Source organism: Enterobacter sp. FB (assembly GCF_000805795.1).
GTDB lineage: Bacteria > Pseudomonadota > Gammaproteobacteria > Enterobacterales > Enterobacteriaceae > Enterobacter > Enterobacter roggenkampii.
Window position 1 is genome coordinate 2601825 of the sequence record NZ_JSZC01000013.1, and the last position, 25190, is coordinate 2627014.

Annotated in this window: 19 protein-coding genes; 4 read left to right on the forward strand and 15 right to left on the reverse strand. The window is 53.6% G+C overall.

All coding sequences use genetic code 11. The annotated features are described in order from the left end of the window. Nucleotides 1-10: 10 nt before the first annotated feature. Nucleotides 11-1516 (reverse strand): CoA-acylating methylmalonate-semialdehyde dehydrogenase, encoded by a 1506-nt coding sequence (locus tag PI91_RS19345; RefSeq protein ID WP_039266843.1) that lies wholly within the window; start codon nt 1514-1516, stop codon nt 11-13. Between the two features lie 292 nt (nt 1517-1808). On the opposite strand from PI91_RS19345, the gene PI91_RS19350 reads away from it, so the two are divergent. Beyond that, nucleotides 1809-2639, forward strand: coding sequence for a MurR/RpiR family transcriptional regulator (locus PI91_RS19350; protein WP_008502123.1), 831 nt, complete (start codon nt 1809-1811; stop codon nt 2637-2639). A 667-nt stretch (nt 2640-3306) separates the two neighbouring features. Here the strand turns inward: PI91_RS19350 and PI91_RS24940 are convergent. The 3 genes from PI91_RS24940 to guaB form a co-directional block, all read right to left on the reverse strand. Then, a complete protein-coding gene (locus tag PI91_RS24940) occupies nt 3307-6663 on the reverse strand; it encodes an SIR2 family protein (protein WP_071580372.1) in 3357 nt (1118 codons plus the stop codon). Nucleotides 6664-6818: 155 nt separating this feature from the next. Next, complete coding sequence (guaA, locus tag PI91_RS19355) at nt 6819-8396, reverse strand: glutamine-hydrolyzing GMP synthase (protein WP_008502126.1); 1578 nt, start codon at nt 8394-8396, stop codon at nt 6819-6821. A 67-nt stretch (nt 8397-8463) separates the two neighbouring features. Next, nucleotides 8464-9930, reverse strand: a complete 1467-nt coding sequence (gene guaB / locus PI91_RS19360; protein WP_008502128.1) for an IMP dehydrogenase — start codon at nt 9928-9930, stop codon at nt 8464-8466. Nucleotides 9931-10088: 158 nt separating this feature from the next. Between guaB and xseA the strand changes: the two genes are divergently transcribed. From xseA to PI91_RS19375, 3 genes are read left to right on the forward strand one after another with little or no spacing between them, the layout of a single operon-like run. After that, nucleotides 10089-11462: an exodeoxyribonuclease VII large subunit gene (gene xseA / locus PI91_RS19365; RefSeq protein WP_039266844.1), complete on the forward strand. Its 1374-nt coding sequence runs from the start codon at nt 10089-10091 to the stop codon at nt 11460-11462. 58 nt (nt 11463-11520) lie between these two features. Further along, nucleotides 11521-12540, forward strand: a complete 1020-nt coding sequence (locus tag PI91_RS19370) for a M4 family metallopeptidase (protein ID WP_039266845.1) — start codon at nt 11521-11523, stop codon at nt 12538-12540. Beyond that, nucleotides 12541-12891: a protealysin inhibitor emfourin gene (locus tag PI91_RS19375; protein WP_023617312.1), complete on the forward strand. Its 351-nt coding sequence runs from the start codon at nt 12541-12543 to the stop codon at nt 12889-12891. On the opposite strand, the gene PI91_RS19380 is transcribed toward PI91_RS19375, so the two are convergent. The 11 genes from PI91_RS19380 to ndk all read right to left on the reverse strand — a co-directional run bounded on the left by PI91_RS19380 (nt 12888) and on the right by ndk (nt 25083). Further along, nucleotides 12888-13109 (reverse strand): zinc ribbon domain-containing protein, encoded by a 222-nt coding sequence (locus PI91_RS19380; RefSeq protein WP_023294288.1) that lies wholly within the window; start codon nt 13107-13109, stop codon nt 12888-12890. The two genes, PI91_RS19375 and PI91_RS19380, sit on opposite strands and share 4 nt — an antisense overlap. Nucleotides 13110-13159: 50 nt before the next feature. Continuing rightward, on the reverse strand, nt 13160-14194 hold the full coding sequence (locus PI91_RS19385; protein WP_039266846.1) for an oxidoreductase: 1035 nt from the start codon (nt 14192-14194) through the stop codon (nt 13160-13162). 56 nt (nt 14195-14250) lie between these two features. Continuing rightward, nucleotides 14251-15795: a peptide MFS transporter gene (locus PI91_RS19390; RefSeq protein ID WP_008502133.1), complete on the reverse strand. Its 1545-nt coding sequence runs from the start codon at nt 15793-15795 to the stop codon at nt 14251-14253. Between the two features lie 300 nt (nt 15796-16095). Further along, entirely contained in the window at nt 16096-17571 is a 1476-nt protein-coding gene (gene der, locus PI91_RS19395) for a ribosome biogenesis GTPase Der (RefSeq protein ID WP_008502134.1), read from the reverse strand. A gap of 112 nt (nt 17572-17683) precedes the next feature. Beyond that, on the reverse strand, nt 17684-18862 hold the full coding sequence (gene bamB / locus PI91_RS19400) for an outer membrane protein assembly factor BamB (protein WP_039266847.1): 1179 nt from the start codon (nt 18860-18862) through the stop codon (nt 17684-17686). A 10-nt stretch (nt 18863-18872) separates the two neighbouring features. Beyond that, nucleotides 18873-19493, reverse strand: a complete 621-nt coding sequence (locus tag PI91_RS19405; protein ID WP_008502136.1) for a YfgM family protein — start codon at nt 19491-19493, stop codon at nt 18873-18875. A 13-nt stretch (nt 19494-19506) separates the two neighbouring features. Then, the gene (gene hisS, locus PI91_RS19410) at nt 19507-20781 is read right to left on the reverse strand and encodes a histidine--tRNA ligase (RefSeq protein ID WP_039024584.1); all 1275 of its coding nucleotides are present in this window, start codon (nt 20779-20781) and stop codon (nt 19507-19509) included. Nucleotides 20782-20861: 80 nt separating this feature from the next. Then, a complete protein-coding gene (gene ispG, locus PI91_RS19415) occupies nt 20862-21980 on the reverse strand; it encodes a flavodoxin-dependent (E)-4-hydroxy-3-methylbut-2-enyl-diphosphate synthase (protein ID WP_039266848.1) in 1119 nt (372 codons plus the stop codon). A 26-nt stretch (nt 21981-22006) separates the two neighbouring features. Further along, nucleotides 22007-23023 (reverse strand): cytoskeleton protein RodZ, encoded by a 1017-nt coding sequence (rodZ, locus tag PI91_RS19420; RefSeq protein WP_023325867.1) that lies wholly within the window; start codon nt 23021-23023, stop codon nt 22007-22009. A gap of 292 nt (nt 23024-23315) precedes the next feature. After that, nucleotides 23316-24482 carry a bifunctional tRNA (adenosine(37)-C2)-methyltransferase TrmG/ribosomal RNA large subunit methyltransferase RlmN gene (locus PI91_RS19425; protein WP_014171168.1) on the reverse strand — a complete coding sequence of 389 codons (1167 nt, stop codon included), beginning with the start codon at nt 24480-24482 and terminating at the stop codon, nt 23316-23318. Between the two features lie 169 nt (nt 24483-24651). Beyond that, nucleotides 24652-25083 (reverse strand): nucleoside-diphosphate kinase, encoded by a 432-nt coding sequence (gene ndk, locus PI91_RS19430; protein ID WP_003860625.1) that lies wholly within the window; start codon nt 25081-25083, stop codon nt 24652-24654. Between the last annotated feature and the right edge of the window lie 107 nt (nt 25084-25190).

Sequence of the window (25190 nt, forward strand, 5' to 3'; positions counted from 1 at the left end):
AAATCTCCTGTCAGCCCAGCGTCGGCATGGAGAACGCAGCGCCTGTCTCCTGCTGCATTTCCGGCCAGCGCGCGGTGATGGTTTTCATTCGGGTGTAGAAGCGCACGCCGTCGTTGCCGTGGACGTTGAGCGCGCCGAAGATGGAACGCTTCCAGCCGCCGAAGCTGTGGAATGCCATCGGCACCGGGATCGGCACGTTGACCCCCGCCATGCCCGCCTGCACCTCTTCGCAGAAGCGGCGCGCGCAGCCGCCGTCGCGGGTGAAGATTGCCGAGCCATTACCATATTCATGGCGGTTAATCAGGTCCACCGCGCTGGCGTAATCTGCTACGCGCACCACAGAAAGCACCGGACCAAAAATCTCTTCTTTATAGATGGTCATCTCCGGGGTGACGTTATCGAACAGCGTCGGCCCGACGAAGTAGCCCTGCTCGTGGCCCTTCACGCTGAAGCCGCGACCGTCCACGCGAAGCGTCGCCCCCTGTGCTTCCCCGCTGTCGATGTAGCCCAGCACCTTGCTGCGGTGCGCGGAGGAGATGAGCGGCCCCATTTCGTTTTCCGGCGTCTGGTCCAGCCCCGGCCCGACGCGCAGCGCGGCAATCTGTTTTTCCAGCCGGGCACAGAGGCCATCGGCGGTGTTATCGCCCACCGCCAGCACCACCGAGAGCGCCATGCAGCGCTCGCCCGCCGCGCCGTAGGCCGCGCCCATGATGGCGTTGGTCGCCATCTCCATGTCGGCATCCGGCATTAAAATGCAGTGGTTTTTCGCACCGCCCAGCGCCTGGCAGCGCTTACCGTGGGCGGACGCGGTCTGGTAAATGTATTCCGCAATCGGCGTGGAGCCGACAAAGCTCACCGCCTGCACGCGCGGGTCGGTCAGGAGCACGTCAACGGACTCTTTATCGCCCTGCACCACGTTGAAGACGCCGTCCGGCAGGCCGGCTTCTTTCAGCAGCTGCGCCAGCGCGAGCGCCAGAGAAGGGTCTTTTTCCGACGGTTTCAGCACGAAGGTATTCCCGGTCGCCAGCGCAATCGGGAACATCCACATCGGCACCATCGCCGGGAAGTTAAACGGCGTGATCCCGGCGCAGACGCCGAGCGGCTGCATCAGCGAGTGGCTGTCGACGCCGGTCCCGACGTTCGCCGAGTGTTCGCCCTTTTGCAGATGCGGAATACCGCAGGCAAACTCCACCACTTCCAGGCCGCGGGTCAGTTCGCCCACCGCGTCGGAGAAGACCTTGCCGTGCTCTTCGCTGATGAGGCGGGCCAGGCGATCCATGTTCTCTTCCAGCAGCGCTTTGAAGCGGAACATCACGCGCGCGCGCTTAAGCGGAGCATGACGCGCCCACGCCGGAAACGCCTGCTGCGCGGCGGCAATCGCCTGCTCCGTTTCCTGTGCCGTACTCATCACCACCTGGCGGATCTGCTCGCCGGTGGCCGGGTTGAAGATCGCCTGAACGCGCTGGCCTGAACCGGTGACACATTCGCCGTGAATAAAATTCGCTACCGTCTCCATCCTTAACCTCTCGCTGTTGATACGTGACTGTGACCTGAACACTGTGTACTGAACACTATATATGAAACAAATATTCCATTTTAAGTTGAAATAAAATAAATGATGATTATTGTGATCAAGGATGGATTTTTATGTTAACAGCCAGCACCACTGACGCCGCGTGCGCTATTAAGGGATTTCGGGCGAGGAAATGACTGAATCTTCTGTTTCATTTTTGCTGCCAGATGGATGGCCGACATTTAAAAGACGCGGTTTTGCGTTTAGAATCATATGACTGTATTTGGGGGATAACATGACGACAGCAACCAGCCTGAACGAACTGCAGCAGCAAATCCGCGATCGCTACGATAGCCTGAGCAAGAGGCTGCAGCAGGTCTCCCGCTACGTGCTGGACAATACCAACAGCGTGGCGTTTGATACGGTTGCCGTTATTGCCGAGCGCGCCGACGTGCCGCCCTCGACGCTGATCCGCTTTGCCAACGCCTTTGACTTCACCGGCTTCAACGAAATGAAACAGCTGTTTCGCATGAACCTGGTGGAGGAGACCGCCAGCTACAGCGACCGCGCCCGGCTGTTCCGCGAGATGGAGAGCGAGGCCGTGCCGGAAACGCCGCTCGATATCCTGCAGGAGTTTGCCCGCTCGAACGCGCAGGCGCTGCAGCAGCTGGCCGCCCGCGCCGAGCCGGAGATGCTGGAGCGCGCGGTACAGCTGCTGGCCGACGCCGATACCATCTACATTGCCGGACTGCGCCGCTCCTTTAGCGTCGCTGCCTATCTCACCTATGCCCTGAGCCACCTCGAGTGCCGCCCTATCCTGCTCGACGGCATGGGCGGCATGCTGCGCGAGCAGATCAGCCGCATTAAGGCGCGGGACATTGTGGTGTCGATCAGCTTCTCACCGTACGCGGAAGAGACGGTGATGGTCAGCGAAACCGCCGCCAGCGTCGGCGCGCGGCAGATCGTGATTACGGACAGCCAGATAAGCCCCCTGGCGACGTTCAGCGACCTCTGCTTTGTGGTGAAAGAGGCGCAGGTGGATGCGTTTCGGTCTCAGTCGGCGACGCTGTGCCTGGTGCAATCGCTGGTGGTGGCGCTGGCGTATCGGTTGGGTGAGGGGAAGTAATCATTTCACCCATATATGATGACTTGGAGTTTCGGTCATGGTGAAGTATTAATTATCATTATGTCTATAGTCATTGGTATACTAAACAGGAACGATCAAACCGAAGAATAAAATTATCTTTCAGTCCGTCATTTCCACAGGTCAACCTTAACCGAATGATGAATCATGCGATGTCTATAGCTTACTATTTAGTTCCTCTCAAATATCAATAAGCTAAGAAAGGATCGTATTTATTTTTGCTTTTTTTAATACAACGATTGGATAAAAACTGTAATCCCAAGAGAGCAAAAAGTATTAGATAAATACAATCAAAAATTTATGAAAGCATTAGCTAAAACTTGTTCAGCATCTATTAAAATTGTGCTTTAATCATTCATGTCACATCACTTTTTGTACTCACACTTATAAATTTAATACTAATTTTGTTTGCTGCATATTTTGCATTAGTCTATCATGGATATAATCATAATAAATAAAAAAACTATTAAATAAAAATTATTCATAAAACTTTTAATGATAGAACATCAAACCCACCAACAAATATGACAGTCTCCGGTTAAGAAAACCATCATATTTGAAAGTGCATTTCAAATGATTTTTAGAACTTATTCTAAAAACCAAAAAAATTAAGGCAAGGAAATCTCTTTAATTTAAATCATCTCCATAGTCAGGATGTGATGTCATTACCCTCCTCCTGTGAAATCAAAAAACCCAAAGCTTGAGGGTTAATTTGCGAAATCGTTTTATTCAATTTTTCAAGATTATATTCACTTATACCTTTAGGCCCATTACGTACTTCAGTAATATACGACACTATCTGCTCATCAGTTAAAATACTTTTTGAATGAAATGCAACTACAACTATTGCACCTCCCATTCTATGCTTTTCATATGAATTTTCTATTAAACCATCATAACAACTTCGCAATAGGTCTATTTCTTCTTGATTTAAAACTGGGCTCCAGTAATCCCGTTTTAATCCGAAGCAGGCTCCCATGCTAAATGAATAAATATCAAAAGGAATTTTTCCACAAGCAGATAACAATCCTTTCAAAATCTCATCAAGGATATTAAGAGGTGGAGTGTAATTGAAATCTGAAGAATTACATCTCAATCCCCATACCCATAAGGCAACATTGGAGATTGCCTTGTTTTTATCAAGTACTAATTGTTCAACTCTAGGAAACACTTTCGATATAATCTCATTAACTAAATTGGAAGGCAAAGACATTGCCCAATTAATACCTGCGCAAATCATTAATCCCAAACATTTTTTCTCATCTGAAGAACTACTAAGTAACTCAGAAATTTCGTTATATCCATCATCACTAAACCAATAGCTAGATTGTTTACGATAAACCGCAAAACTGGCATAACTGTTTCTTATCCATGTTTCAAAAGGTAAATTCATTGGTTCATACAAAATCCATGCTTGTTTTATTAACTCATCAGAATATGGCCCACTACATAGTGCTCGCCAATCTAAAGCAGCTTCGCATCCCCTTGAAAAATAGGCTACAAGATTTAGTGCCTCAGTAAGTGTCTCTGGTTCAGCTTGTGCCTCTTCTATTAGGCTTTGAACCAACCTTCCAATTACATTTGGTAATACTCGGGGAAAAGATATCCATTTTGCTTTCTCTTTGAAGTTATGACCTAAATCAACTTTTCTTTTAAGCGCCTTTCCTTTCTGAACAAGCACTCTCAAAATAATATCACCCTGCTTTCCTGCAAGGACGGCACTCATTGGAACAATTTCCTTCCATTCTTCTGAGTCAAGATAAGAATTTAATGGTTTCATCGGGGATTTAGAATCATAACCATTATAATTTCCGTCAACAATGGCAAGGGCTGTTAAATATTCTTGAAAAGTTAAATGACGGAACTGATAGAAAGGAACCGCTCTTCCATTCTCAACCTGATGCCCCGCTTCAAGAAGCAAACTGGACCTTAACTCGACTCGCTTTAAGAACTCATAAGGAGTATCCTTTGCATACCTTTTAATTTGAGGAACATTTTCTCTTGCTTGCTCTAATAAATTTAGTAATTCTGTTTCAGTCGCTGTTTGTTTGCCAGCCTTCATTAATTCGAAGGCTACATAAGACAATTGAGGAATAGCCTCTTTTGTATTAAGTGCCTCATGACCTTTAATATTCCAAGTATCTAATAATACCTCTACAGCTCTACTATATAAACTCACTCTATCAGGTGGCAATCGGCCCGCACCATGCTTAACAACTAATAACATTGTCAATAGAAGCGGATTTTCTGCTAATCTTTTCAATGATTGATTAGAAACAAGCACTTCTCCTAACCTTTCTGCATCAGATATGGCTTCAGGAGACTGCCCTACCATCAATTGATGCCAGTAATTACAAAGTATTTTTATTGTCTGAGGATTAAGAGGTGCCACTCTCCATTGTTCACAGTAAGAAGCTAAAAATGGAGCTACCAAACTAAACCCAGCTTCGCGACTGGTTATTACAAGTTTAGTTTTCGGGTATTGATCTATAAAATTTCTTAGATTTTCAGCAAAAATGGTACGTTCGCCATCATCATGAATTTCGTCCAAACCATCAACTAAAAGAAGTACATTACCTTTACTAAATTGCGAAATTAACGCAGTACCAACCCCTTCAAGTACAGACTGGCCACTTATATCGGGTAGTTTTCTCAACATTGTTGCAATAGGAAGTGTGATATAATCCCTCCACTCGCGGCATCTAATTAACACAGGCATTAAATCAATATCTGGTAAATTATCGTCGCTACTTGAACGTCTATCAGGGCTTGCATAGGCGACAGCTAACCGTTTTAGTAATAGACTTTTCCCTCCGCCAGGTAAGGCTAAAAGAGCAATACCTTTCGTTTTTGAGAAAACATCACCAAATTGTTTAACTTCTTTATTTTTTTCTAGCCAGTTGTTTAATTTTTTTTCTCTTTCTGGGTCATCAAGAGAAATATCAGGTGGGCAGGGTAAAAGTTCTAAAGGTACAAATAACCGTTCTAAATCGAATCTTCTCTGTGCTGTATCCATATCAGCACGAACACCTTCAATCGTCATCTGGCCACAGTCTTTAACCAAGAATTCTTTATATACAGATAAAAGTTTTATGTTTTTTTGATTTCTATTATTTTTTTCTATCGGTTGTTTCTTTGTTTTTCTTTTGCGTGATTCTTGTATAAATAAACTATTTAAAAAAACAGGTAACTCAGTGTGAATAGCACCATAACTTACTGGCTCAACAAAACCTTGCCATTTTGGATCTGCGTGACGCATTAATATTTGTTTTTCATCTACCAATGCATAGTGCTGTAAAGAATTAGAACTCAACTGAGTTCGCAACCAATCACTAAGTGCTGAAAAATTAGGATCTGAAAATGTATCCCCACAACCTATAAATAACAAACGTTTGAAAGCACCTAATGTTCTCTGGAACAAATCACGTAACTCGTTATCAATAGTTTTCTCGTAATCTCTTATACCTAGAACACATGAATTTGGCTGCTCCCAATGGCCATGCAAATGTAGAATACCTTTTTCTTCACCTCTGAGCCATGCGGTAGCTTTACGAGTTTCTGAAAGTAATACTGTCGATAATCCAGTCGTTTTTTCCAAAAGAGAATCATAATTCAACGTGCAAATTAATACGCCAGAATTAGAAATATTCCTTACTACTTCCATCATATTTTTATTAGTAGGTTTTATTTTATCAAATGACTCTGATAGCCACCTAGAATACAGATCACCGGATGGAGAATCTAATTTTCTCCCAACGAATTCAGCAGCACTAAGCAGATCATCAATATCATTAGATGCTAATTGATTACTCCAAAATCCTTTTTGTTCATTTGATATTTTACCCTTTACCGTTGCATAATCAAAACCACTTTCTATTAATCCTTTCCACGAAAGAATTTTATTTGAGTTGTCGGTCAACGCGATACTGCAACCAGTACCTATAACGACAACTAATTCGTCTTTTAAAATAGACTCTTTAATATTTTCAATTGCTGAGGCACTCATGAAATTGTCCTTTTAAATAAATTATAGAAGCAAAGACCAATCAGTTTAATGGATTATAAGAAGGTTATAAAGAAGTACCAAAACTATAAAGCACAAGTAAAAAAAAGCCCGCTTTTTGCGGACTTTTAAATATTCTGACTAGATCGGAAGCTCGATCATTCCCACTCAATCGTAGCCGGTGGCTTACCGCTGATGTCATACACCACGCGGGAAATGCCGTTCACTTCGTTGATGATGCGGTTAGACACGCGGCCCAGGAAGTCATACGGCAGGTGCGCCCAGTGCGCGGTCATGAAGTCGATGGTTTCCACCGCACGCAGGGAAACAACCCAGTCGTACTTACGGCCATCGCCCATTACGCCAACGGAGCGAACCGGCAGGAACACGGTAAACGCCTGGCTCACTTTGTTGTACAGGTCAGCTTTGTGCAGCTCTTCGATGAAGATCGCGTCCGCGCGACGCAGCAGGTCGCAGTACTCTTTCTTCACTTCGCCCAGCACGCGCACGCCCAGACCCGGACCCGGGAACGGGTGACGGTAGAGCATGTCGTACGGCAGACCCAGTTCCAGACCGATCTTGCGCACTTCGTCTTTGAACAGCTCGCGCAGCGGTTCAACCAGGCCCATCTTCATCTCTTTCGGCAGGCCGCCCACGTTGTGGTGAGATTTGATGACGTGTGCTTTACCGGTTGCGGAGGCCGCAGACTCGATCACGTCCGGGTAGATGGTACCCTGCGCCAGCCACTTCACGTCGTCCAGCTTCAGCGCTTCTTCGTCGAACACTTCAACGAACACGCGGCCGATGATCTTACGTTTCGCTTCCGGATCGTTCTCGCCTTTCAGCGCGTCCAGGAAGCGCTGCTCGCCTTCCACGTGAACGATGTTCAGACCGAAGTGGTCGCCGAACATGTCCATAACCTGCTGGGCTTCGTTCAGGCGCAGCAGGCCGTTGTCCACGAAGACGCAGGTCAGGTTTTTGCCGATGGCGCGGTGCAGCAGCATCGCGGTCACGGAGGAGTCCACGCCGCCAGAGAGGCCAAGGATCACTTTGTCATCGCCAACCTGCTGGCGGATACGCTCAACGGCGTCGTCGATGATTTTTGCCGGGGTCCACAGGGCTTCACACTGGCAGATGTCGCGCACGAAGCGCTCCAGCATGCGCATACCCTGACGGGTGTGGGTCACTTCCGGGTGGAACTGCACGCCGTAGAAGCGTTTTTCTTCGTTCGCCATGATGGCAAACGGGCAGCTCTCGGTGCTGGCAACGGTCACGAAGTCAGACGGGATAGCGGTGACTTTGTCGCCGTGGCTCATCCACACGTCCAGCAGCGGTTTGCCGTCTGCGGTCAGGGAGTCTTCGATACCGCGCACCAGCGCGCTGTCGTTAACCACTTCAACCTGAGCATAGCCGAACTCGCGCTCGCTGGAGCCTTCTACGTGGCCGCCCAGCTGCATTGCCATGGTCTGCATACCGTAGCAAACGCCGAATACCGGCACGCCAGCTTCGAATACGTACTGCGGCGCGCGCGGGCTGTTCTCTTCGGTCGTGCTTTCCGGGCCGCCGGACAGGATGATGCCGCTTGGATTGAATTCGCGAATCTGTGCTTCCGTGACATCCCACGCCCACAGTTCACAGTAAACGCCCAGTTCACGCACGCGACGCGCCACCAGTTGAGTGTACTGAGAACCAAAGTCCAGGATGAGAATGCGATGTTTATGAATGTTTTCCGTCATTGACGCTAATTCCGAGGCAAGTGAAACAAAAACAGAGCGCCCGGCAGAAGCCGGGCGCGGAAATTAATCAGGAGCCCAGACGATAGTTCGGGGACTCTTTGGTGATCGTCACGTCGTGAACGTGGCTCTCCTGGATACCCGCACCGCTGATGCGTACGAATTCCGCTTTAGTACGCAGCAAGTCAATGGTACCACAGCCGGTCAGACCCATACAGGAGCGCAGGCCGCCCATCTGCTGGTGAATGATCTCTTTCAGACGGCCTTTATAGGCAACGCGACCTTCGATACCTTCCGGCACCAGTTTGTCAGCGGCGTTATCGGTCTGGAAGTAACGGTCAGAGGAACCTTTGGACATCGCGCCCAGGGAACCCATACCGCGGTAAGATTTGTAAGAACGGCCCTGGTAGAGTTCGATTTCACCCGGAGATTCTTCGGTACCGGCCAGCATAGAGCCCACCATCACCGCCGCTGCGCCCGCAGCGATCGCTTTCGCGATGTCGCCAGAGAAGCGGATACCGCCGTCAGCAATAACCGGAATACCGGTGCCTTCCAGCGCTTCAACCGCGTCAGACACCGCGGTGATCTGCGGAACGCCCACGCCGGTCACGATACGCGTGGTACAGATAGAGCCAGGACCGATACCCACTTTCACCGCGCTGCAGCCAGCGTCAGCCAGCGCACGAGCGCCTGCGCCAGTAGCTACGTTACCGCCGATGATCTGCAGGTCAGGGTATTTGGCACGGGTATCACGGATACGCTGCAGAACGCCTTCGGAGTGGCCGTGAGAGGAGTCAATCAGCAGGACGTCAACGCCCGCGGCAACCAGCGCGTCAACGCGCTCTTCGTTACCGGCACCTGCGCCAACCGCAGCGCCTACGCGCAGACGGCCATGCTCGTCTTTACAGGCGTTAGGCTTACGTTCTGCTTTCTGGAAATCTTTAACGGTGATCATGCCGCGCAGGTGGAAGTTGCTGTCAACAACCAGCGCTTTTTCAACGCGTTTTTCGTGCATTTTTGCCAGCACCACGTCGCGGGTTTCACCTTCGCGAACGGTAACCAGACGCTCTTTTGGCGTCATGTACACGCTGACAGGCTGGTTCAGGTCAGTCACGAAACGCACGTCACGACCGGTGATGATGCCCACCAGCTCGTTCTCTTCGGTCACCACCGGGTAACCGGCGAAGCCGTTACGCTCGGTCAGGGCTTTCACTTCGTGCAGGGTGGTGGTTGGCAGAACGGTCTGTGGATCGGACACGATGCCGGATTCATGTTTCTTCACGCGGCGAACTTCTTCCGCCTGACGTTCGATAGACATGTTTTTGTGAATAAAGCCAATGCCACCTTCCTGTGCCAGGGCAATTGCCAGGCGCGCTTCAGTCACGGTGTCCATTGCCGCAGAGAGCATAGGAATGTTCAGGCGAATGGTTTTCGTCAACTGCGTGCTGAGATCGGCAGTATTCGGCAGAACGGTGGAATGAGCGGGAACGAGGAGGACGTCGTCAAACGTCAGTGCTTCTTTAGCGATACGTAGCATGGGCAATATCTCTGACCTGGGTGGTTAAATATTGCCGTGGCATTATACAGAGCGTAACCGATTGCATCTACACTTTTTTATAAAAAAGCTTGCGATTGCCTCTCAGCAGGTTACTATCGACTGAATAACTTGCTGATTTAGAATTTGATCCCGCTCACATGTTATCCTCTCAATCTCCCTCAATTTATACCGTCAGCCGCCTTAATCAGACGGTGCGTTTGCTGCTTGAGCAGGAAATGGGGCAGGTCTGGATCAGCGGTGAGATCTCTAACTTCACGCAGCCCTCCTCCGGCCACTGGTACTTTACGCTAAAAGACGATACCGCCCAGGTGCGCTGTGCGATGTTCCGCAACAGCAACCGCCGCGTGACGTTCCGTCCACAGCACGGCCAGCAGGTTCTGGTGCGCGCCAATATCACCCTGTATGAGCCGCGCGGTGATTATCAGATTATCGTCGAGAGCATGCAGCCTGCTGGCGAAGGTCTGCTGCAGCAGAAGTATGAACAGTTAAAGACTAAGCTCTCGGAAGAGGGACTTTTCGACCAGCAGTTCAAAAAGCCGCTGCCCTCGCCTGCCCACTGCGTGGGGGTCATCACCTCGAAAACCGGTGCGGCACTGCACGATATTTTGCACGTCCTGAAGCGTCGCGACCCTTCTCTGCCCGTCATTATCTACCCGACCGCCGTGCAGGGTGACGATGCGCCGGGGCAGATTGTGCGCGCCATAGCGCTGGCGAACGCGCGTCAGGAGTGCGACGTCTTAATCGTCGGACGCGGCGGCGGCTCGCTGGAAGACTTATGGAGCTTTAACGACGAGCGCGTGGCGCGGGCAATCTTTGCCAGCCTTATCCCCGTGGTGAGCGCCGTCGGCCACGAAACGGACGTGACGATTGCCGATTTTGTCGCGGATCTCCGCGCGCCGACGCCGTCCGCGGCGGCGGAAGTGGTCAGCCGCAACCAGCTGGAGCTGCTGCGTCAGATCCAGAGCGGCCAGCAGCGTCTGGAGATGGCGATGGACTACTACCTCGCCAACCGGACCCGGCGCTTTACCCAGCTTCATCACCGTCTACAGCAGCAGCACCCGCAGCTGCGCCTGGCGCGTCAGCAGACCGTGCTGGAGCGCCTGCGCCAGCGCATGAACGTGGCGGTGGACACGCAGATCAAGCGCGCGGTGTCGCGCCAGCAGCGCGTGACGCAGCGTCTGAACCAGCAGAATCCGCAGCCGAAAATTTATCGTGCGCAAACGCGGATTCAGCAGCTTGAGTACCGTCTGGCGGAAACTCTCCGCGCGCGACTGAGCGCCACCCGGGAACGCTTTGGCAATGCGGTGACCCACCTTGAAGCGGTCAGCCCTCTTTCCACGCTGGCGCGCGGCTATAGCGTGACGACGGCAACGGACGGCAAGGTGCTGAAGCAAACCAAACAGGTGAGTACCGGTGATGTGCTGACGACGCGTCTGTCGGACGGCTGGGTAGAAAGCGAAGTGAAATCAATTAAACCGGTGAAAAAGACGCGTCAGCGTAAAACCGGATAATTCTTCGCCGGTTACTTACTATACTGCTGCTATTCCCTTTTTTAATAAGGAGAGCAGCATGCCCCATCTTCATAGCGTTATTCCCCCGTATATTCTTCGTCGTATTATCGAAAGCGGTTCCGAACCGCAGCAGCGCTGTGCCCGCCAGACCTTAACCCACGTCCAGACGCTGATGGCCCATATGCCGGGCAAACCCGCCGCGCCGCACGTGAATAAAGCCGGACAGCTGGAGCGCGATATCTACGATGCGAAACAGACCCAGGAGCTGCCGGGTACGCAGGTGCGTTATGAAGGTCAGCCGTCGAACGGCGATGTGGCGGTGGACGAAGCGTACGAGTATTTGGGTATTACCCATGATTTCTTCTGGAAGGAATATCAGCGCGATTCGCTCGATAACAAAGGGCTTATTTTAACCGGCACCGTTCACTACGGTCGGGAATATCAGAACGCCTTCTGGAACGGTCAGCAGATGGTATTTGGCGACGGCGACGGGGAAATATTTAACCGCTTTACCATCGCCATAGACGTCGTGGCGCATGAGCTGAGCCACGGCGTGACCGAGACCGAAGCCGGGCTTATCTACTTTGAGCAGTCCGGCGCGCTGAACGAGTCGCTGTCGGACGTGTTTGGCTCGCTGGTGAAACAGTACCATCTGAAGCAAACCGCCGAGAAAGCAGACTGGCTGATTGGTGAAGGGCTGCTGGCAAAAGGCATCAACGGCAAAGGGCTGCGCTCGATGTCTGAACCGGGCACCGCCTACAACGATCCGCTGCTCGGCAAAGACCCGCAGCCTGCACACATGAAGGATTTCATTAAAACGCGCGAGGATAACGGCGGCGTGCATTTGAACTCCGGTATTCCCAACCGGGCATTTTATCTGGCCGCGACGGCGATCGGCGGCTATGCCTGGGAAAAAGCGGGTTATGCCTGGTACGACACGGTTTGCGATCGCAATCTGGCGCAGGATGCGGATTTTGAGGCCTTCGCAAAACTGACGATCGCGCACGGAGAGAAACGTTCCGGCGGCGACGTTGGGGCGGCCATAAAACAAGCCTGGGAACAGGTGGGAGTGTTGTAAATGCAGGTTCCGGAACTGACGGATGACGCCGTGGTTGAGCTGGCCCGGGAAGGCGGCGTCGCTTATATTCCCAAGCTGAGCGGCCAGCGCACCATCGCGCTCTCCTCGCTCAATGAGGCCCAGCGCCAGCGCCTGGTCAGCATCCTGGAGCAGGCCTTTCCGCGCGGTCAGCCGCCGGGACAGGCCTCGTCACCCGGCAGCGGCGACCAGCGCTATTTCCGCATCCAGATTATCTGGACCGGGCAAAATCAGGCGCACTATGCCGATATCATCGTGCTGGTGCCGGAGCAGGAAGCACCCGAGTCGCTGGTCGAGCTGTGGCAGAAAGGCGAAGGCTGCGTGTGCGATTAACCTTCGGCCCGAACAAACTCCACGCGTTTTTTGGAGATAAGGCCGTGGCCGTTCTGGCAGAAATAATCCACTGCCCCGCAGGCTTTTAAGACCTGGAGTGGCTGATGGCACTCCGGGCAGCGGGCTTCAAGCGCAATATCCTTATTACAGCTCTCGCAGTGTGCCACCCCGTTCAGGGGCTCAAGCGGTGCCTGGCAATCCGGGCAGGTAATCGTCATGGTGACTCCTTAAAAGCATTCTGGTCTGCGATCATTTTACCACGTCGCGTTCAGTGCGGGCCACGCAGCTGTTGCTGCAAGGTCAGCAGCAGCTCAACTTCCTCGATTCGGCGACGCGTCGTGCGGCTCACCTCGTGCGGATCCCGTTCAAAAAGACTGTTGGTGCCCAGAATGTGCCCGGCAAGACAGTGCTCGTAGAGTGTCCCGGGGATATGCCAGCGCTCAATATCCTTACCCTCACTCAGCTCAAGCACATCCTCCGCGCCGCGCCGGTCGTGGCTGATGATGCGCCCGTCGCGCAAACAGAGCCGTAATCCTTTTTGCCCGCCCGCGGGTCCCGCGTATTTGTTCAGCCAGATATCCACCGGCACGCCGCTGATGCGACCCTGAAGATGCGCCTCGCCCTCCGCCGTGGTCAGGTCGCCTTTTGCGATAGCGCGGCCCAGGCGGTCTTTAGCCGTGACCACCTGCAACGTCATCTCATCACTTCCGCCCAGATAACGCACCGTTTCGCGCAGCATCGCCAGCACGTGCGTACCGATATCCAGGATTACGCCGTCCGGGTGGCGAAGCGTACGCGCGTCCGGCTCGCCGGTAGCAAAGTTAAGCGCGATGGGTTCCCCTGCGGCGTTAACTCCGCTCGGCTCCTGCAAAAAGCCGTCGATTTTGACGATGTCAGAGACGCTGCCAACCAGCGACCGCTTTACCGTTTCGATGCGCGCCATCCAGTGATCGAGCGCCAGCACGCGGGAAGCAGCGTCGGGGTTTGCCAGCAGCGCGTTGAGCATTTTGATTTGGGGAAGCGTGGCGACGATCGGTTTTTCAATCACAATCCGCGGAACGGCCGAGGCTATGGCCTGTTCCAGCACCTCGAGGTGGTGCAGCGATGCGGTGGTAATAAAGAGAGTATCAAGCGGTACGGCGAGAAGTTCCGTAAGCGAAGCGCAGCGCGTGACGCCTTCAGGCTGCCTGGTGGGGAGAACATCAAATCCAAAACAATGAACCGTGTGACCAAAAAGGCGACGTAAGGCGGGCAGATACGCGGTTTCCACGACCGCACCAAGACCGACAAATCCTAACTGCATAGTTTCACCTCAGGGAATCGATGCCGGGGCATAACGCCGCCCCGGCATGCTGAGGTTTATGAGGCGTTAGCTGCCGGTTTAGTCTGCGCATTTTCCAGCATGCGGCGTACCGGAACAATGAGGACGATCAGTACCGCGGCACAAATCAGCAGCGCGACGGAGCAGCGCGCAAAGAGATCCGGCAGCATATCCAGCTGGTCGGCCTTCACGTGGCCGCCAATCAGACCCGCCGCCAGGTTACCCAGCGCGCTCGCACAGAACCACAGCCCCATCATCTGGCCGCGCATTCTCTCCGGCGCCAGCAGCGTCATGGTCGCCAGGCCAATCGGGCTGAGACACAGCTCGCCGAGCGTCAGCATCAGGATACTGCCCACCAGCCAGAACGGCGATACGCCCGCCCCACCGCTGCTCAGCACGTTCTGTGCCGCCAGCATCATCAGGCCAAAGCCCGCTGCGGCACACAGGATACCGATAACAAACTTGGTGATGCTGCTCGGACGAATGTTCATGCTCGCCAGCTTCGGCCACGCCCAGCTGAACACCGGTGCCAGCAGGATGATGAACAGGGCGTTGATCGACTGGAACCACACCGCCGGGATTTCGAAATCGCCGATCATGCGGTTAGTGTAGTCGTTGGCAAACAGGTTGAACGAGGTTGGCTTCTGCTCGAACGCGGACCAGAAGAACGCCGCGGAGATCAGCAGAATAAAGCAGACCAGCAGTCTGGCGCGCTCTTTACGGTTCAGTCCTGCAAAAACAAACAGATAAATAAAGTAGAGGGCAACGGATGCCGCAATCACGTAAACCAGCACGCTGGCTACCGCGACCGGGTTAATCACAATCACGCCCTGCGCAATCAGCGTCACGATCGTTGCCACGCCTGCCGCCAGCGCCAGCAGCCAGGCGCCCACGCCGTTACGCTTCACCACCGGGCTGTTCCAGGTGGAGTCGAGGCCGACTTCGCCGTCATAGCGTTTCATTGCCGGAACGGCAAACACGCGGAAGATAATCAGCGCCACCAGCATCCCGATACCGCCAATACCAAAGCCCCAGTGCCAGCCGTGGGTTTTGATCAGCCAGCCGGAAATCAGCGGGGCAATGAACGAGCCCATGTTGATGCCCATATAGAACAGCGAGAAGCCGCCGTCGCGACGCGCGTCGCCTTTTTTATAAAGGGTACCGACCATTACCGAGATACAGGTCTTAAACAGCCCGGAGCCGAGCACGATGAACATCAGGCCGATAAAGAACAGGTTATTGCCCATGATGGCCGAGAGCGCAATCGACAGGTGACCGAGCGCAATCAGGATCGAACCGTACCAGACGGCTCTCTGCTGGCCGAGCCAGTTATCCGCCAGCCAGCCGCCCGGCAGCGCGGCCAGGTACATGGTGCCGGCAAAGATACCGACAATCGCCGAGGCGTTTTCACGCGCCAGGCCCATCCCGCCGTCATAGACGGTGGCGGCCATAAACAAGATCAGTAACGGACGAATGCCGTAAAACGAGAAACGCTCCCACATCTCGGTGAAGAACAGCGAACCGAGCGGATACGGATGGCCGAAGAACGTTCGGCTCTCTTTTTGATTAACAGAGGATTGCATAATTCTCCCGAAAGGTATGTCGTCGTGCTTGTAAACACCAGCAGGTACGCCGGCCAGTTACGTATCTGGCCGATTTTTCACATGCGGCGAAAAGTTGGTTAACCATTTGATAACCAGGCGCTAGTTTTGTCTAGTACCGGACCTTGGACTTTAAGATGAAAATTCGACGATTGTCTACTTTCTTAGATTTAAACTTGGTTAAAAGTGAATAGTGATTGACTTCACACAGAGAAAACCGGCGGTATGAATGGGCAAAAAAAAGCCCGCGAGAGTCGCGGGCTTTCGTGCGTTCAGCAAAGCTTATTTGCTTTTCTTAATGTGCTTAATCAGACGCTTACGCTTGCGCATCTGGTTCGGCGTCAGGGTGTTGCGCTTGTTGGCGAACGGGTTTTCCCCTTCCTTGAACTGGATACGGATAGGCGTGCCCATCACGTCCAGCGATTTACGGAAGTAGTTCATCAGATAGCGCTTGTAGGAATCCGGCAGGTCTTTCACCTGGTTGCCGTGGATCACCACGATTGGCGGGTTATAACCACCGGCGTGGGCGTATTTCAGCTTCACGCGACGGCCGCGCACCAGCGGCGGCTGATGGTCTTCCGCAGCCATATTCATGATACGGGTCAGCATGGCGGTGCTCTGACGACGGGTGGAGCTGTCGTACGCTTCGCGCACGGATTCGAACAGGTTACCCACGCCGCTGCCGTGCAGCGCAGAGATGAAGTGTACGCGAGCAAAGTCGATAAAGCCCAGACGGAAGTCGAGGGTCTCTTTCACCTGCTCACGCACTTCATTGCTCAGGCCATCCCATTTGTTGACCACGATAACCAGTGAGCGCCCACTATTGAGGATAAAGCCGAGCAGAGAGAGGTCCTGATCGGAGATCCCTTCGCGCGCGTCGATAACCAGCAGCACGACGTTGGCATCTTCAATCGCCTGCAGGGTTTTGATAACGGAGAATTTTTCCACCACATCGGTGATTTTCCCGCGCTTACGCACTCCGGCGGTGTCGATGAGGACATACTCACGCTCATCGCGCTGCATCGGGATGTAGATACTGTCGCGGGTGGTGCCCGGCATATCGTAAACGACCACGCGCTCTTCACCCAGAATACGGTTAGTAAGTGTAGACTTACCTACGTTTGGACGGCCCACGATGGCCAGCTTGATCGGCAGATCCTGCGGGTTGAAGTCGTCTTCAGGCTCTTCTTCTTCGCCCGCTTCGCCGTCTTCAAACTGCGCCCAGTATTCCGCGTCTTCGTCCACCTCTTCCGGCGGGTTCACTTCGTCAACCCACGGCAGCAGAACGGTTTCCAGCAGGCTGGTGACGCCACGGCCATGCGATGCCGCGATAGGGTAGATCTCACCCAGACCCAGTGACCAGAAATCTGCGATGGCCTGATCGGCATCGATGCCGTCGGTTTTGTTCGCCACCAGGAAGGTTGGCTTTTCGCGTGAACGCAGGTGTTTAGCGATAGCGGAGTCCGCCGGCATCAGGCCAGCGCGCGCGTCCACCATGAACAGCACCACGTCCGCTTCTTCAATCGCCAGCAGCGACTGTTCCGCCATGCGGGTTTCCACGCCGTCTTCTGTGCCGTCAATACCACCGGTATCAATACAGATGAACTCGCGTCCTTCCACCTCTGCACGACCGTACTTACGGTCACGCGTCAGCCCCGGGAAATCCGCAACTAGCGCATCACGGGTGCGTGTTAAACGGTTAAAAAGAGTGGATTTTCCAACGTTAGGGCGCCCGACAAGCGCGACCACAGGTACCATGTTTGAAGCCTCATAAAATTCAAAATAACGTCGCTTTCGCGGCGTTTTTAAAAATGTCAAAACGGCTCCTGAGTGAACAGGAGCCGTTTAGTATACTACAACCGCCGGGTAATTAACGCGTGATCGCGTACAGCGTGCCGTCTTTTGCCTGAATCAGCAGTTTGCCGTCGGCCACGACCGGGTCGGTCAGGAAACCAGAGCTGTCGACTTTTTGCTGTGCAACAAAGCGGCCATTATCCGGATCGATCCAGTGCATATACCCTTCGCTGTCGCCGACAACCAGGCTACCGTTGTACAGCGCTGGCGCAGTCAGCAGACGGTGCAGCAGATCGCTTTGCGTCCACAGCGTCACGCCGCCTTCGGTACTCAGGGCCAGCAGACGGTCGTTCTGGTCAACCATATAGATGCGGTTACCCTCAACGATGAAATCATTTACCGAGCCCAGCTCACGTTTCCACATGATCTGGCCGCTGCGCAGATCCAGCGCGGCCAGGTTGCCGTTGTAGGCCAGCGCGTAAACCACACCGTTAACGATGACCGGCGTTGTGTCCACGTCGCTCAGACGGTCAATTTCCGTTGAGCCAGTGGCCTGAGAGATACGCTGCTGCCAGATCATCTGGCCCTGCTGCATCAGCACGGCGCTTACGCGACCGTTGTCGCCGCCGACAATGGCAGCACCAAATGCGGTAGCCGGGGCAGATTCGCCGCGCAGAGAGAGCGCAGGCATATCCAGGTTAACGGTCCATTTCACCAGGCCGTCCGCTTCGTTCAGCGCCTGCAGCTGGCCGTTGCTGGTATGAATCAGCACCAGGCCATCGCTCACCACCGGACGAGAGAGGGATTCCCCCGCCACGGTCGTTTGCCAGGCAATGGAACCGTCGCTGCTGTTCAGGGCATAAACCTGCGCTTTTTCGCTGCCCACGTAGACGTGGCCACCGGCAACGGTCAGGCCGCCAGACAGCAGTGCAGGCTTACGGGAGAACCAGCCGTCTTTTTCCGCCAGGTTAACGGACCACACTTCTTTTCCGTCATCCGCGTTCACCGCTTTCACGGTACCTTTGCGATCGGCCGCATAGACAACGCTGTCTGCATACGCTGGATGAAGGTTGGAATAGAAATCACCAATCCCATTGCCCACGGAGACATCCCACGCGGTGGATGGGGTAAACTGGTTTTCAACCGTCGGCAGTGGGGACATTTTCACAACGTCTTCTTCGCCACTGAACAGTGAACAACCACTCAATAACGTAACAGAAAGCAGTCCTGGCAGAAGTAATTTACGCAATTGCATCGGGTCCCTCTCAGACGGACAAATTATTTATTTTCATCTGCATCATTTCGCTCAGCGCAGGTGAGGCATTGCTCTCTACGCCAGCTTGCCACGCTTTACGCGCGCCCGCTTTGTCACCTTTGCTCAGCAGTGCTTCACCGCGCAGATCGGCAACGATGGCAGCAAAACCTTCGCCTTTGATGGTATCGAGCGTTTTCAGCGCATCGTCAGCTTTCTTCTGCTGAACCTGAATACGTGCCAGGCGCAGATTGATCACCGCTTTCAGATTTTCATCACTGGCGGCAGCAAGGCCCTGAGACAGCTGAGCAACGGCTTTATCCAGTTCGTTCTTATCAACGTACTGCTGAGCCACTTCCAGCGCAGCCAGTGCACCGTAGGTGTTTTTGTTGTCAGCTGCAAATTTTTCTGCCGCCGTCAGCGTTTGCGGCTGATCGGCACGAATTGCGCTCACGGTATTTTCATAGGACAGGGACGCGCCGCGCGCGGAATCCGCCTGATGATTGTTCCAGTAACGCCAGCCTACCAGCGCACCGACACCTAAAATAACCCCAACAACCAGCGCTTTGCCGTTTTCAGCAAAGAAGCGTTTAATCGCGTCGACCTGATCGTGTTCGTTCTCGTAAATTTCCACGCAGTCCTTCTCCTTAGCCCAATAGAGTGCGCAAGTGCGCCGCAACGCCGTCCTGCGTTACCGTTGTCTGCTCACCAGAGCGCAGGTCTTTCACCACCACTTCGCCGTTAGCCACTTCGGACTCACCCAGCACCAGTGCGATACTTGCGCCCCACTTATCGGCACGAGCAAACTGTTTTTTGAAGTTGCCGCCGCCATGGTTGGTCATCAGCTTAACGCCCGGCAGCGCATCGCGCACGCGTTCGGCAAGCTGCATTGCCGCAGACTGCGTTTCCGCGCCTGAGGCCACCAGGTATATATCGACAACGGAATCTGCTTTAAATTCCGGATTAACTGCCTGAACCAGCAAAACAAGTCGCTCAAGACCCATCGCGAAGCCAACCGCAGGCGCAGCGCGACCGCCAAGTTGCTCAACCAGACCGTCGTAACGACCGCCCGCGCACACGGTGCCCTGAGAGCCGAGGCTGGTGGTCACCCACTCAAACACGGTACGGTTGTAGTAGTCCAGACCGCGCACCAGGCGCTGGTTTACGGTATAGGCGATACCCGCCGCTTCAAGCAGCTTACACAGGCCCGCGAAGTGTTCGCGCGACTCGTCGTCCAGGTAATCACCCAGCGCAGGCGCATCGTTCAGCAGTGCCTGAACATCGGCGTTTTTGGAATCCAGAACGCGCAGCGGGTTGCTGTACATGCGACGTTTGCAGTCTTCGTCCAGTTTCTCTTTATGCTGTTCCAGGAACGCCACCAGCGCATCGCGGTAGTTCGCACGCGCTTCCAGAGAACCGATAGAGTTCAGCTCAAGGGAAACGTGATCGGCGATACCGAGCGCACGCCACCAGCGGGCGGTCAGCATAATCAGTTCAGCGTCGATGTCCGGGCCCTGCAGGCCAAAGACTTCCACACCCAGCTGATTAAACTGGCGATAACGCCCTTTCTGCGGACGTTCGTGGCGGAACATCGGGCCGATATACCACAGACGCTGCTCCTGATTGTACAGAAGACCATGTTCGATGCCGGCGCGTACGCAGCCCGCCGTCCCTTCCGGACGCAGGGTCAGGCTGTCGCCGTTGCGGTCCTCAAAGGTGTACATCTCTTTTTCAACCACGTCGGTCACTTCACCGATCGCGCGTTTGAATAACGGGGTCTGCTCTACAATCGGCAAACGAATTTCGCTGTAACCGTAGCTGCCGAGCACCTGCTTCAGCGTGCCTTCAATGCGCTGCCAGATGGCGGTTTCGCCAGGCAGATAATCGTTCATGCCGCGGATGGCTTGAATGTTTTTTGCCACGTTTATTCTCTTTCTATATACAAAAAAAACCCAAAGAATGGGTTCAATCATACATGGGAAGCTCACGGCTTCCCATCACGTTATTTTTCAACCTGCAGAACGTTGATACGCTGTGTCTCGTCCATCATGGCGGCTTTGGCGCGGATGCGGGCTTCAAGCTGGTCGATCATGTCGCTATTATCCAGACGATCTTTTCGAACGCCATCTTCATAGAGACCACTTTTCTTGTTACCGCCGGTCACGCCCAGGGTTGACACCAGGGCTTCACCCGGACCGTTCACCACGCAGCCGATGATGGAGACGTCCATCGGGGTGATAATGTCTTCCAGACGTTGCTCCAGGGCATTCACCGTACCGATCACATCGAACTCCTGACGTGAACAGGTTGGGCAGGCAATGAAGTTGATCCCACGCGCGCGAATACGCAGTGATTTCAGGATATCGAAGCCGACCTTGATCTCTTCGACAGGATCCGCCGCCAGCGAGACGCGCAGGGTGTCACCGATCCCTTCAGAGAGCAGCAGCCCCAGACCGATCGCGGATTTTACCGAGCCGCTGCGCAGGCCGCCCGCTTCGGTGATCCCGAGGTGCAGAGGCTGATCGATCTGCTTTGCCAGCAGGCGATAAGATTCTACGGCCAGGAACACGTCGGACGCTTTTACGCTGACTTTGAACTGATCGAAGTTAAGGCGATCGAGATGATCGACGTGACGCATCGCGGATTCGAGCAGCGCCTGCGGCGTAGGCTCACCGTATTTTTCCTGCAGATCTTTTTCCAGGGAACCGGCGTTAACGCCGATACGGATAGGAATATTTTTATCGCGGGCGCAGTCCACGACCATGCGGATACGCTCTTCGTTACCGATGTTGCCCGGGTTAATACGCAGGCAATCGACGCCGTACTCGGCCACTTTCAGTGCGATGCGGTAGTCGAAGTGAATATCAGCCACCAGCGGAACGCTGACCTGCTGTTTGATCAGTTTGAACGCCTCAGCCGCATCCATGGTCGGGACGGAGACGCGAACAATATCCGCGCCGACACGTTCTAATGCTTTGATTTGATTGACCGTCGCTTCCACATCGGTGGTGCGCGTATTGGTCATCGACTGAACGGCGATAGGTGCCCCATCGCCGATTGGCACATTCCCAACGTAAATCCGTTTCGATTTTCTACGTTGAATCGGAGCCTGGTTATGCATGAAAAATCTCCCGCGTTGCCCGTCTGTTACTGTGCTGCTGATTGTTCGGCATTAACGGTAAGACGTGCAACCTGGTTAGTTCTGATAAAGCGGCTCAGGTCGACAGGTTTTCCTTGATACTGGATCTGTACCGCTGCCGGAGCGCCGATTTTAAGTTTATAAGGCGCCTGGCCCGTTAGGTTTAACGTGCCATCTTTGCGCTGCAGGCCGCTGAACAGTTTTTTACCTGTCGCGTCAGTCACTTCCAGCCAGCAGTCGGCGCTGAAGTTCATTACCAGCGCGTTAGGATCGGCTGCGGGTGTCGCCGTACCCGCCGGGCTGGTTGGCAGAGACGCTGCGGTATTGTCTGCAGGCTGAGTAGCCGCAGGCGCGTTCGCCGCAGTATCAACATTCGCCTGAGAAGGGGCAACCACCGCGTTTTGATCCTGAGCCTGAGGCGCAGCGGTGTTAGCCGTTGCTGCCGGAGCCTGCGCAGCATTGGTCGCTGTCGCATCTGGCGCTGCGGTCTGTGGCTCGCTGGAAGTCGCTGCACCGTCGGTATTCAGCGGCACGCTCTGGGCGTTATCCGTTCCGGCCTGGTTGAGTTCGGCGGAGGATTGATCGGCCATAGTGGTGATCTCTTCCTGCTGCGCCTTGTGGTTTTGCCACCACCACGCACCGGTCAGACCGACCACCACAAACAGCACCAGCCAGGTAAAGCTCATCAGCCAGCCATCACGTTTTTTACGACGTTTCCCCAGGGAGAAGGTCTGCATCGGCGCAACTTTTGCTGCACGGACCGGCGCCTGCTTCTCCATCATTGGCAGTAATTCGTTTTCGGGGATGTGCACCAGTTTTGCGTAAGAGCGGATATAACCGCGCAAGAACGTTGAAGCCAGATCGGCGGGTGCCTTATCTTCTTCAATATCGCGAACCGTGGAAACCTTCAGGCACAAGCGTTCTGCGACGGCTTGCTGGCTGAGTCCGAGTTGTTCACGGGCGTTGCGAAGACGAACGCCAGTGGAGAGTGCTTCATGTTGGTCGTGAGTGGCTTCAGTATTCATTCGCTACAACTACTGGTACGTGAAAAAAAGGGTTCAGGCGCCGGTGAGTCACAATGCCACCCGCACCGCGAAACTTCTGGTCAGTTAACCTTGAACACAGAGTATAAGACTGTCAGCCCGGAGATGACAGTACAGCCCTGCCCGTACGGCTAAACTGTTGTTACGTCGTTACATACTGCCCGAAAGTCGGATGAAACGCACCGTAATTATTGATCAGTCTTCACGAATCTGACTGATTATTCAGTAAGGTTATGTCTCACGGCGCAGATAATGCGCCGTGAGTGCATAATAATCAAACAGCTTTAACCGCGATCGTCTCGCCCTGCATGCGTTTACGCAGGGTACGCTTGGTACGGTCAATAACATCACCAGCCAGCTGTCCACATGCGGCATCAATATCATCACCACGCGTTTTACGCACGATGGTGGTGAAACCATACTCCATCAGCACCTTGGAGAAACGGTCGATACGGCTGTTCGAGCTACGGCCATACGGCGCGCCCGGGAACGGGTTCCACGGGATCAGGTTGATTTTACATGGCGTATCTTTCAGCAGTTCAGCCAGCTGATGCGCATGTTCGGTACCGTCGTTGACGTGGTCCAGCATCACGTACTCGATAGTGACGCGACCCTGGTTGGCGTTGGATTTCTCCAGATAGCGACGTACGGCAGCGAGGAAGGTTTCGATATTGTACTTTTTGTTGATTGGCACAATTTCGTCACGAATTTCATCGTTTGGCGCGTGCAGGGAGATCGCCAGCGCAACGTCAATCATATCGCCGAGCTTGTCCAGCGCAGGCACAACGCCTGAGGTCGACAGCGTGACGCGACGCTTGGACAGACCAAAGCCGAAGTCATCCAGCATGATTTCCATCGCCGGAACGACGTTGGTCAGGTTCAGCAGCGGCTCACCCATCCCCATCATCACCACGTTGGTGATTGGGCGAGTGCCGGTCACTTTTGCCGCGCCGACGATTTTCGCAGCACGCCAGACCTGGCCGATAATTTCTGAAACACGCAGGTTACGGTTAAAGCCTTGCTGCGCGGTTGAGCAGAATTTGCACTCCAGCGCACAGCCAACCTGGGAGGAGACACACAGCGTCGCGCGGTCTTCTTCCGGAATGTAGACGGTTTCAACGCGCTGATCGCCCACCGCAATCGCCCATTTGATGGTGCCATCTGCGGAGCGCTGCTCTTCCACCACTTCCGGGGCGCGGATTTCAGCCACTTCTTTGAGCTTATTGCGCAGGACCTTGTTGATGTCAGTCATGTCATCAAAATTGTCGCTGCAGTAATGGTACATCCACTTCATGACCTGATCGGCACGAAACGGCTTTTCGCCCATCTCTTTGAAGAACTCGCGCATCTGCTGACGGTTCAGATCCAGCAGGTTGATTTTTCCATTTTTATTGGGAACCGCAGGAATGGCGACTTCGGAGGTATTCACTAATTCAGACATAATATTTACCGGCCTCGTTGTTACACGTTATGGCCCATGGAGGGTTGAATAGAAACGCCCCAGAAAGCGGTCTGCTCGTCCGGGGCGTTGCATTGTACAAAGTCTGGCGCAGGGATGCCACGTCTGGACGCGGCATTTACGAAAATAATGTGTAAACGAAACCGTTAAATTAACGGGTACGTGGACACACTTCGCCTTCTGCGAAGAAGAAAGCGATTTCGCGTGCAGCAGATTCAACAGAGTCAGAACCGTGGGTACCGTTCTCGGTGAAGCTGTCAGCGTAGTCAGCGCGCAGAGTACCTGCCAGCGCGTTGTCCGGGTTGGTTGCGCCCAGCAGGTCGCGGTGACGCTGTACGGCGTTTTCGCCTTCCAGTACGGATACCACGATTGGACCGGAGGTCATGAACTCCACCAGGCCGTCAAAGAATGGGCGACCTTCGTGCTCAGCGTAGAAGCCGCGAGCCTGCTCAACGGTCAGGTGCAGCATTTTGGTACCAACAATTTTGAACCCTGCAGATTCAAAGCGAGCGAAGATGCTGCCAATAACGTTTTTTGCCACCGCGTTTGGTTTGATGATGGAAAAAGTACGTTCAATAGCCATGATAACCTCTGTCAATGTTCTGTTGTTTTGCATACCTGAGTATGGTGTGGCGCGGATTATAAAGAGCTATAGCGCTATTGCCTATGGTTCTGCATAACATTTTTTTA

Excerpts from the sequence above, each read along its gene's own strand:
- PI91_RS19390 (WP_008502133.1), bottom strand. The coding sequence starts at position 15,795 with ATGCAATCCTCTGTTAATCAAAAAGAGAGCCGAACGTTCTTCGGCCAT.
- PI91_RS19345 (WP_039266843.1), bottom strand. The coding sequence starts at position 1,516 with ATGGAGACGGTAGCGAATTTTATTCACGGCGAATGTGTCACCGGTTCA.
- bamB (WP_039266847.1), bottom strand. The coding sequence starts at position 18,862 with ATGCAATTGCGTAAATTACTTCTGCCAGGACTGCTTTCTGTTACGTTA.
- PI91_RS19375 (WP_023617312.1), top strand. The coding sequence starts at position 12,541 with ATGCAGGTTCCGGAACTGACGGATGACGCCGTGGTTGAGCTGGCCCGG.
- PI91_RS19380 (WP_023294288.1), bottom strand. The coding sequence starts at position 13,109 with ATGACGATTACCTGCCCGGATTGCCAGGCACCGCTTGAGCCCCTGAAC.
- guaA (WP_008502126.1), bottom strand. The coding sequence starts at position 8,396 with ATGACGGAAAACATTCATAAACATCGCATTCTCATCCTGGACTTTGGT.
- ispG (WP_039266848.1), bottom strand. The coding sequence starts at position 21,980 with ATGCATAACCAGGCTCCGATTCAACGTAGAAAATCGAAACGGATTTAC.
- ndk (WP_003860625.1), bottom strand. The coding sequence starts at position 25,083 with ATGGCTATTGAACGTACTTTTTCCATCATCAAACCAAACGCGGTGGCA.
- PI91_RS19425 (WP_014171168.1), bottom strand. The coding sequence starts at position 24,482 with ATGTCTGAATTAGTGAATACCTCCGAAGTCGCCATTCCTGCGGTTCCC.
- PI91_RS19350 (WP_008502123.1), top strand. The coding sequence starts at position 1,809 with ATGACGACAGCAACCAGCCTGAACGAACTGCAGCAGCAAATCCGCGAT.
- rodZ (WP_023325867.1), bottom strand. The coding sequence starts at position 23,023 with ATGAATACTGAAGCCACTCACGACCAACATGAAGCACTCTCCACTGGC.
- der (WP_008502134.1), bottom strand. The coding sequence starts at position 17,571 with ATGGTACCTGTGGTCGCGCTTGTCGGGCGCCCTAACGTTGGAAAATCC.
- PI91_RS24940 (WP_071580372.1), bottom strand. The coding sequence starts at position 6,663 with ATGAGTGCCTCAGCAATTGAAAATATTAAAGAGTCTATTTTAAAAGAC.
- xseA (WP_039266844.1), top strand. The coding sequence starts at position 10,089 with ATGTTATCCTCTCAATCTCCCTCAATTTATACCGTCAGCCGCCTTAAT.
- PI91_RS19370 (WP_039266845.1), top strand. The coding sequence starts at position 11,521 with ATGCCCCATCTTCATAGCGTTATTCCCCCGTATATTCTTCGTCGTATT.
- guaB (WP_008502128.1), bottom strand. The coding sequence starts at position 9,930 with ATGCTACGTATCGCTAAAGAAGCACTGACGTTTGACGACGTCCTCCTC.
- PI91_RS19385 (WP_039266846.1), bottom strand. The coding sequence starts at position 14,194 with ATGCAGTTAGGATTTGTCGGTCTTGGTGCGGTCGTGGAAACCGCGTAT.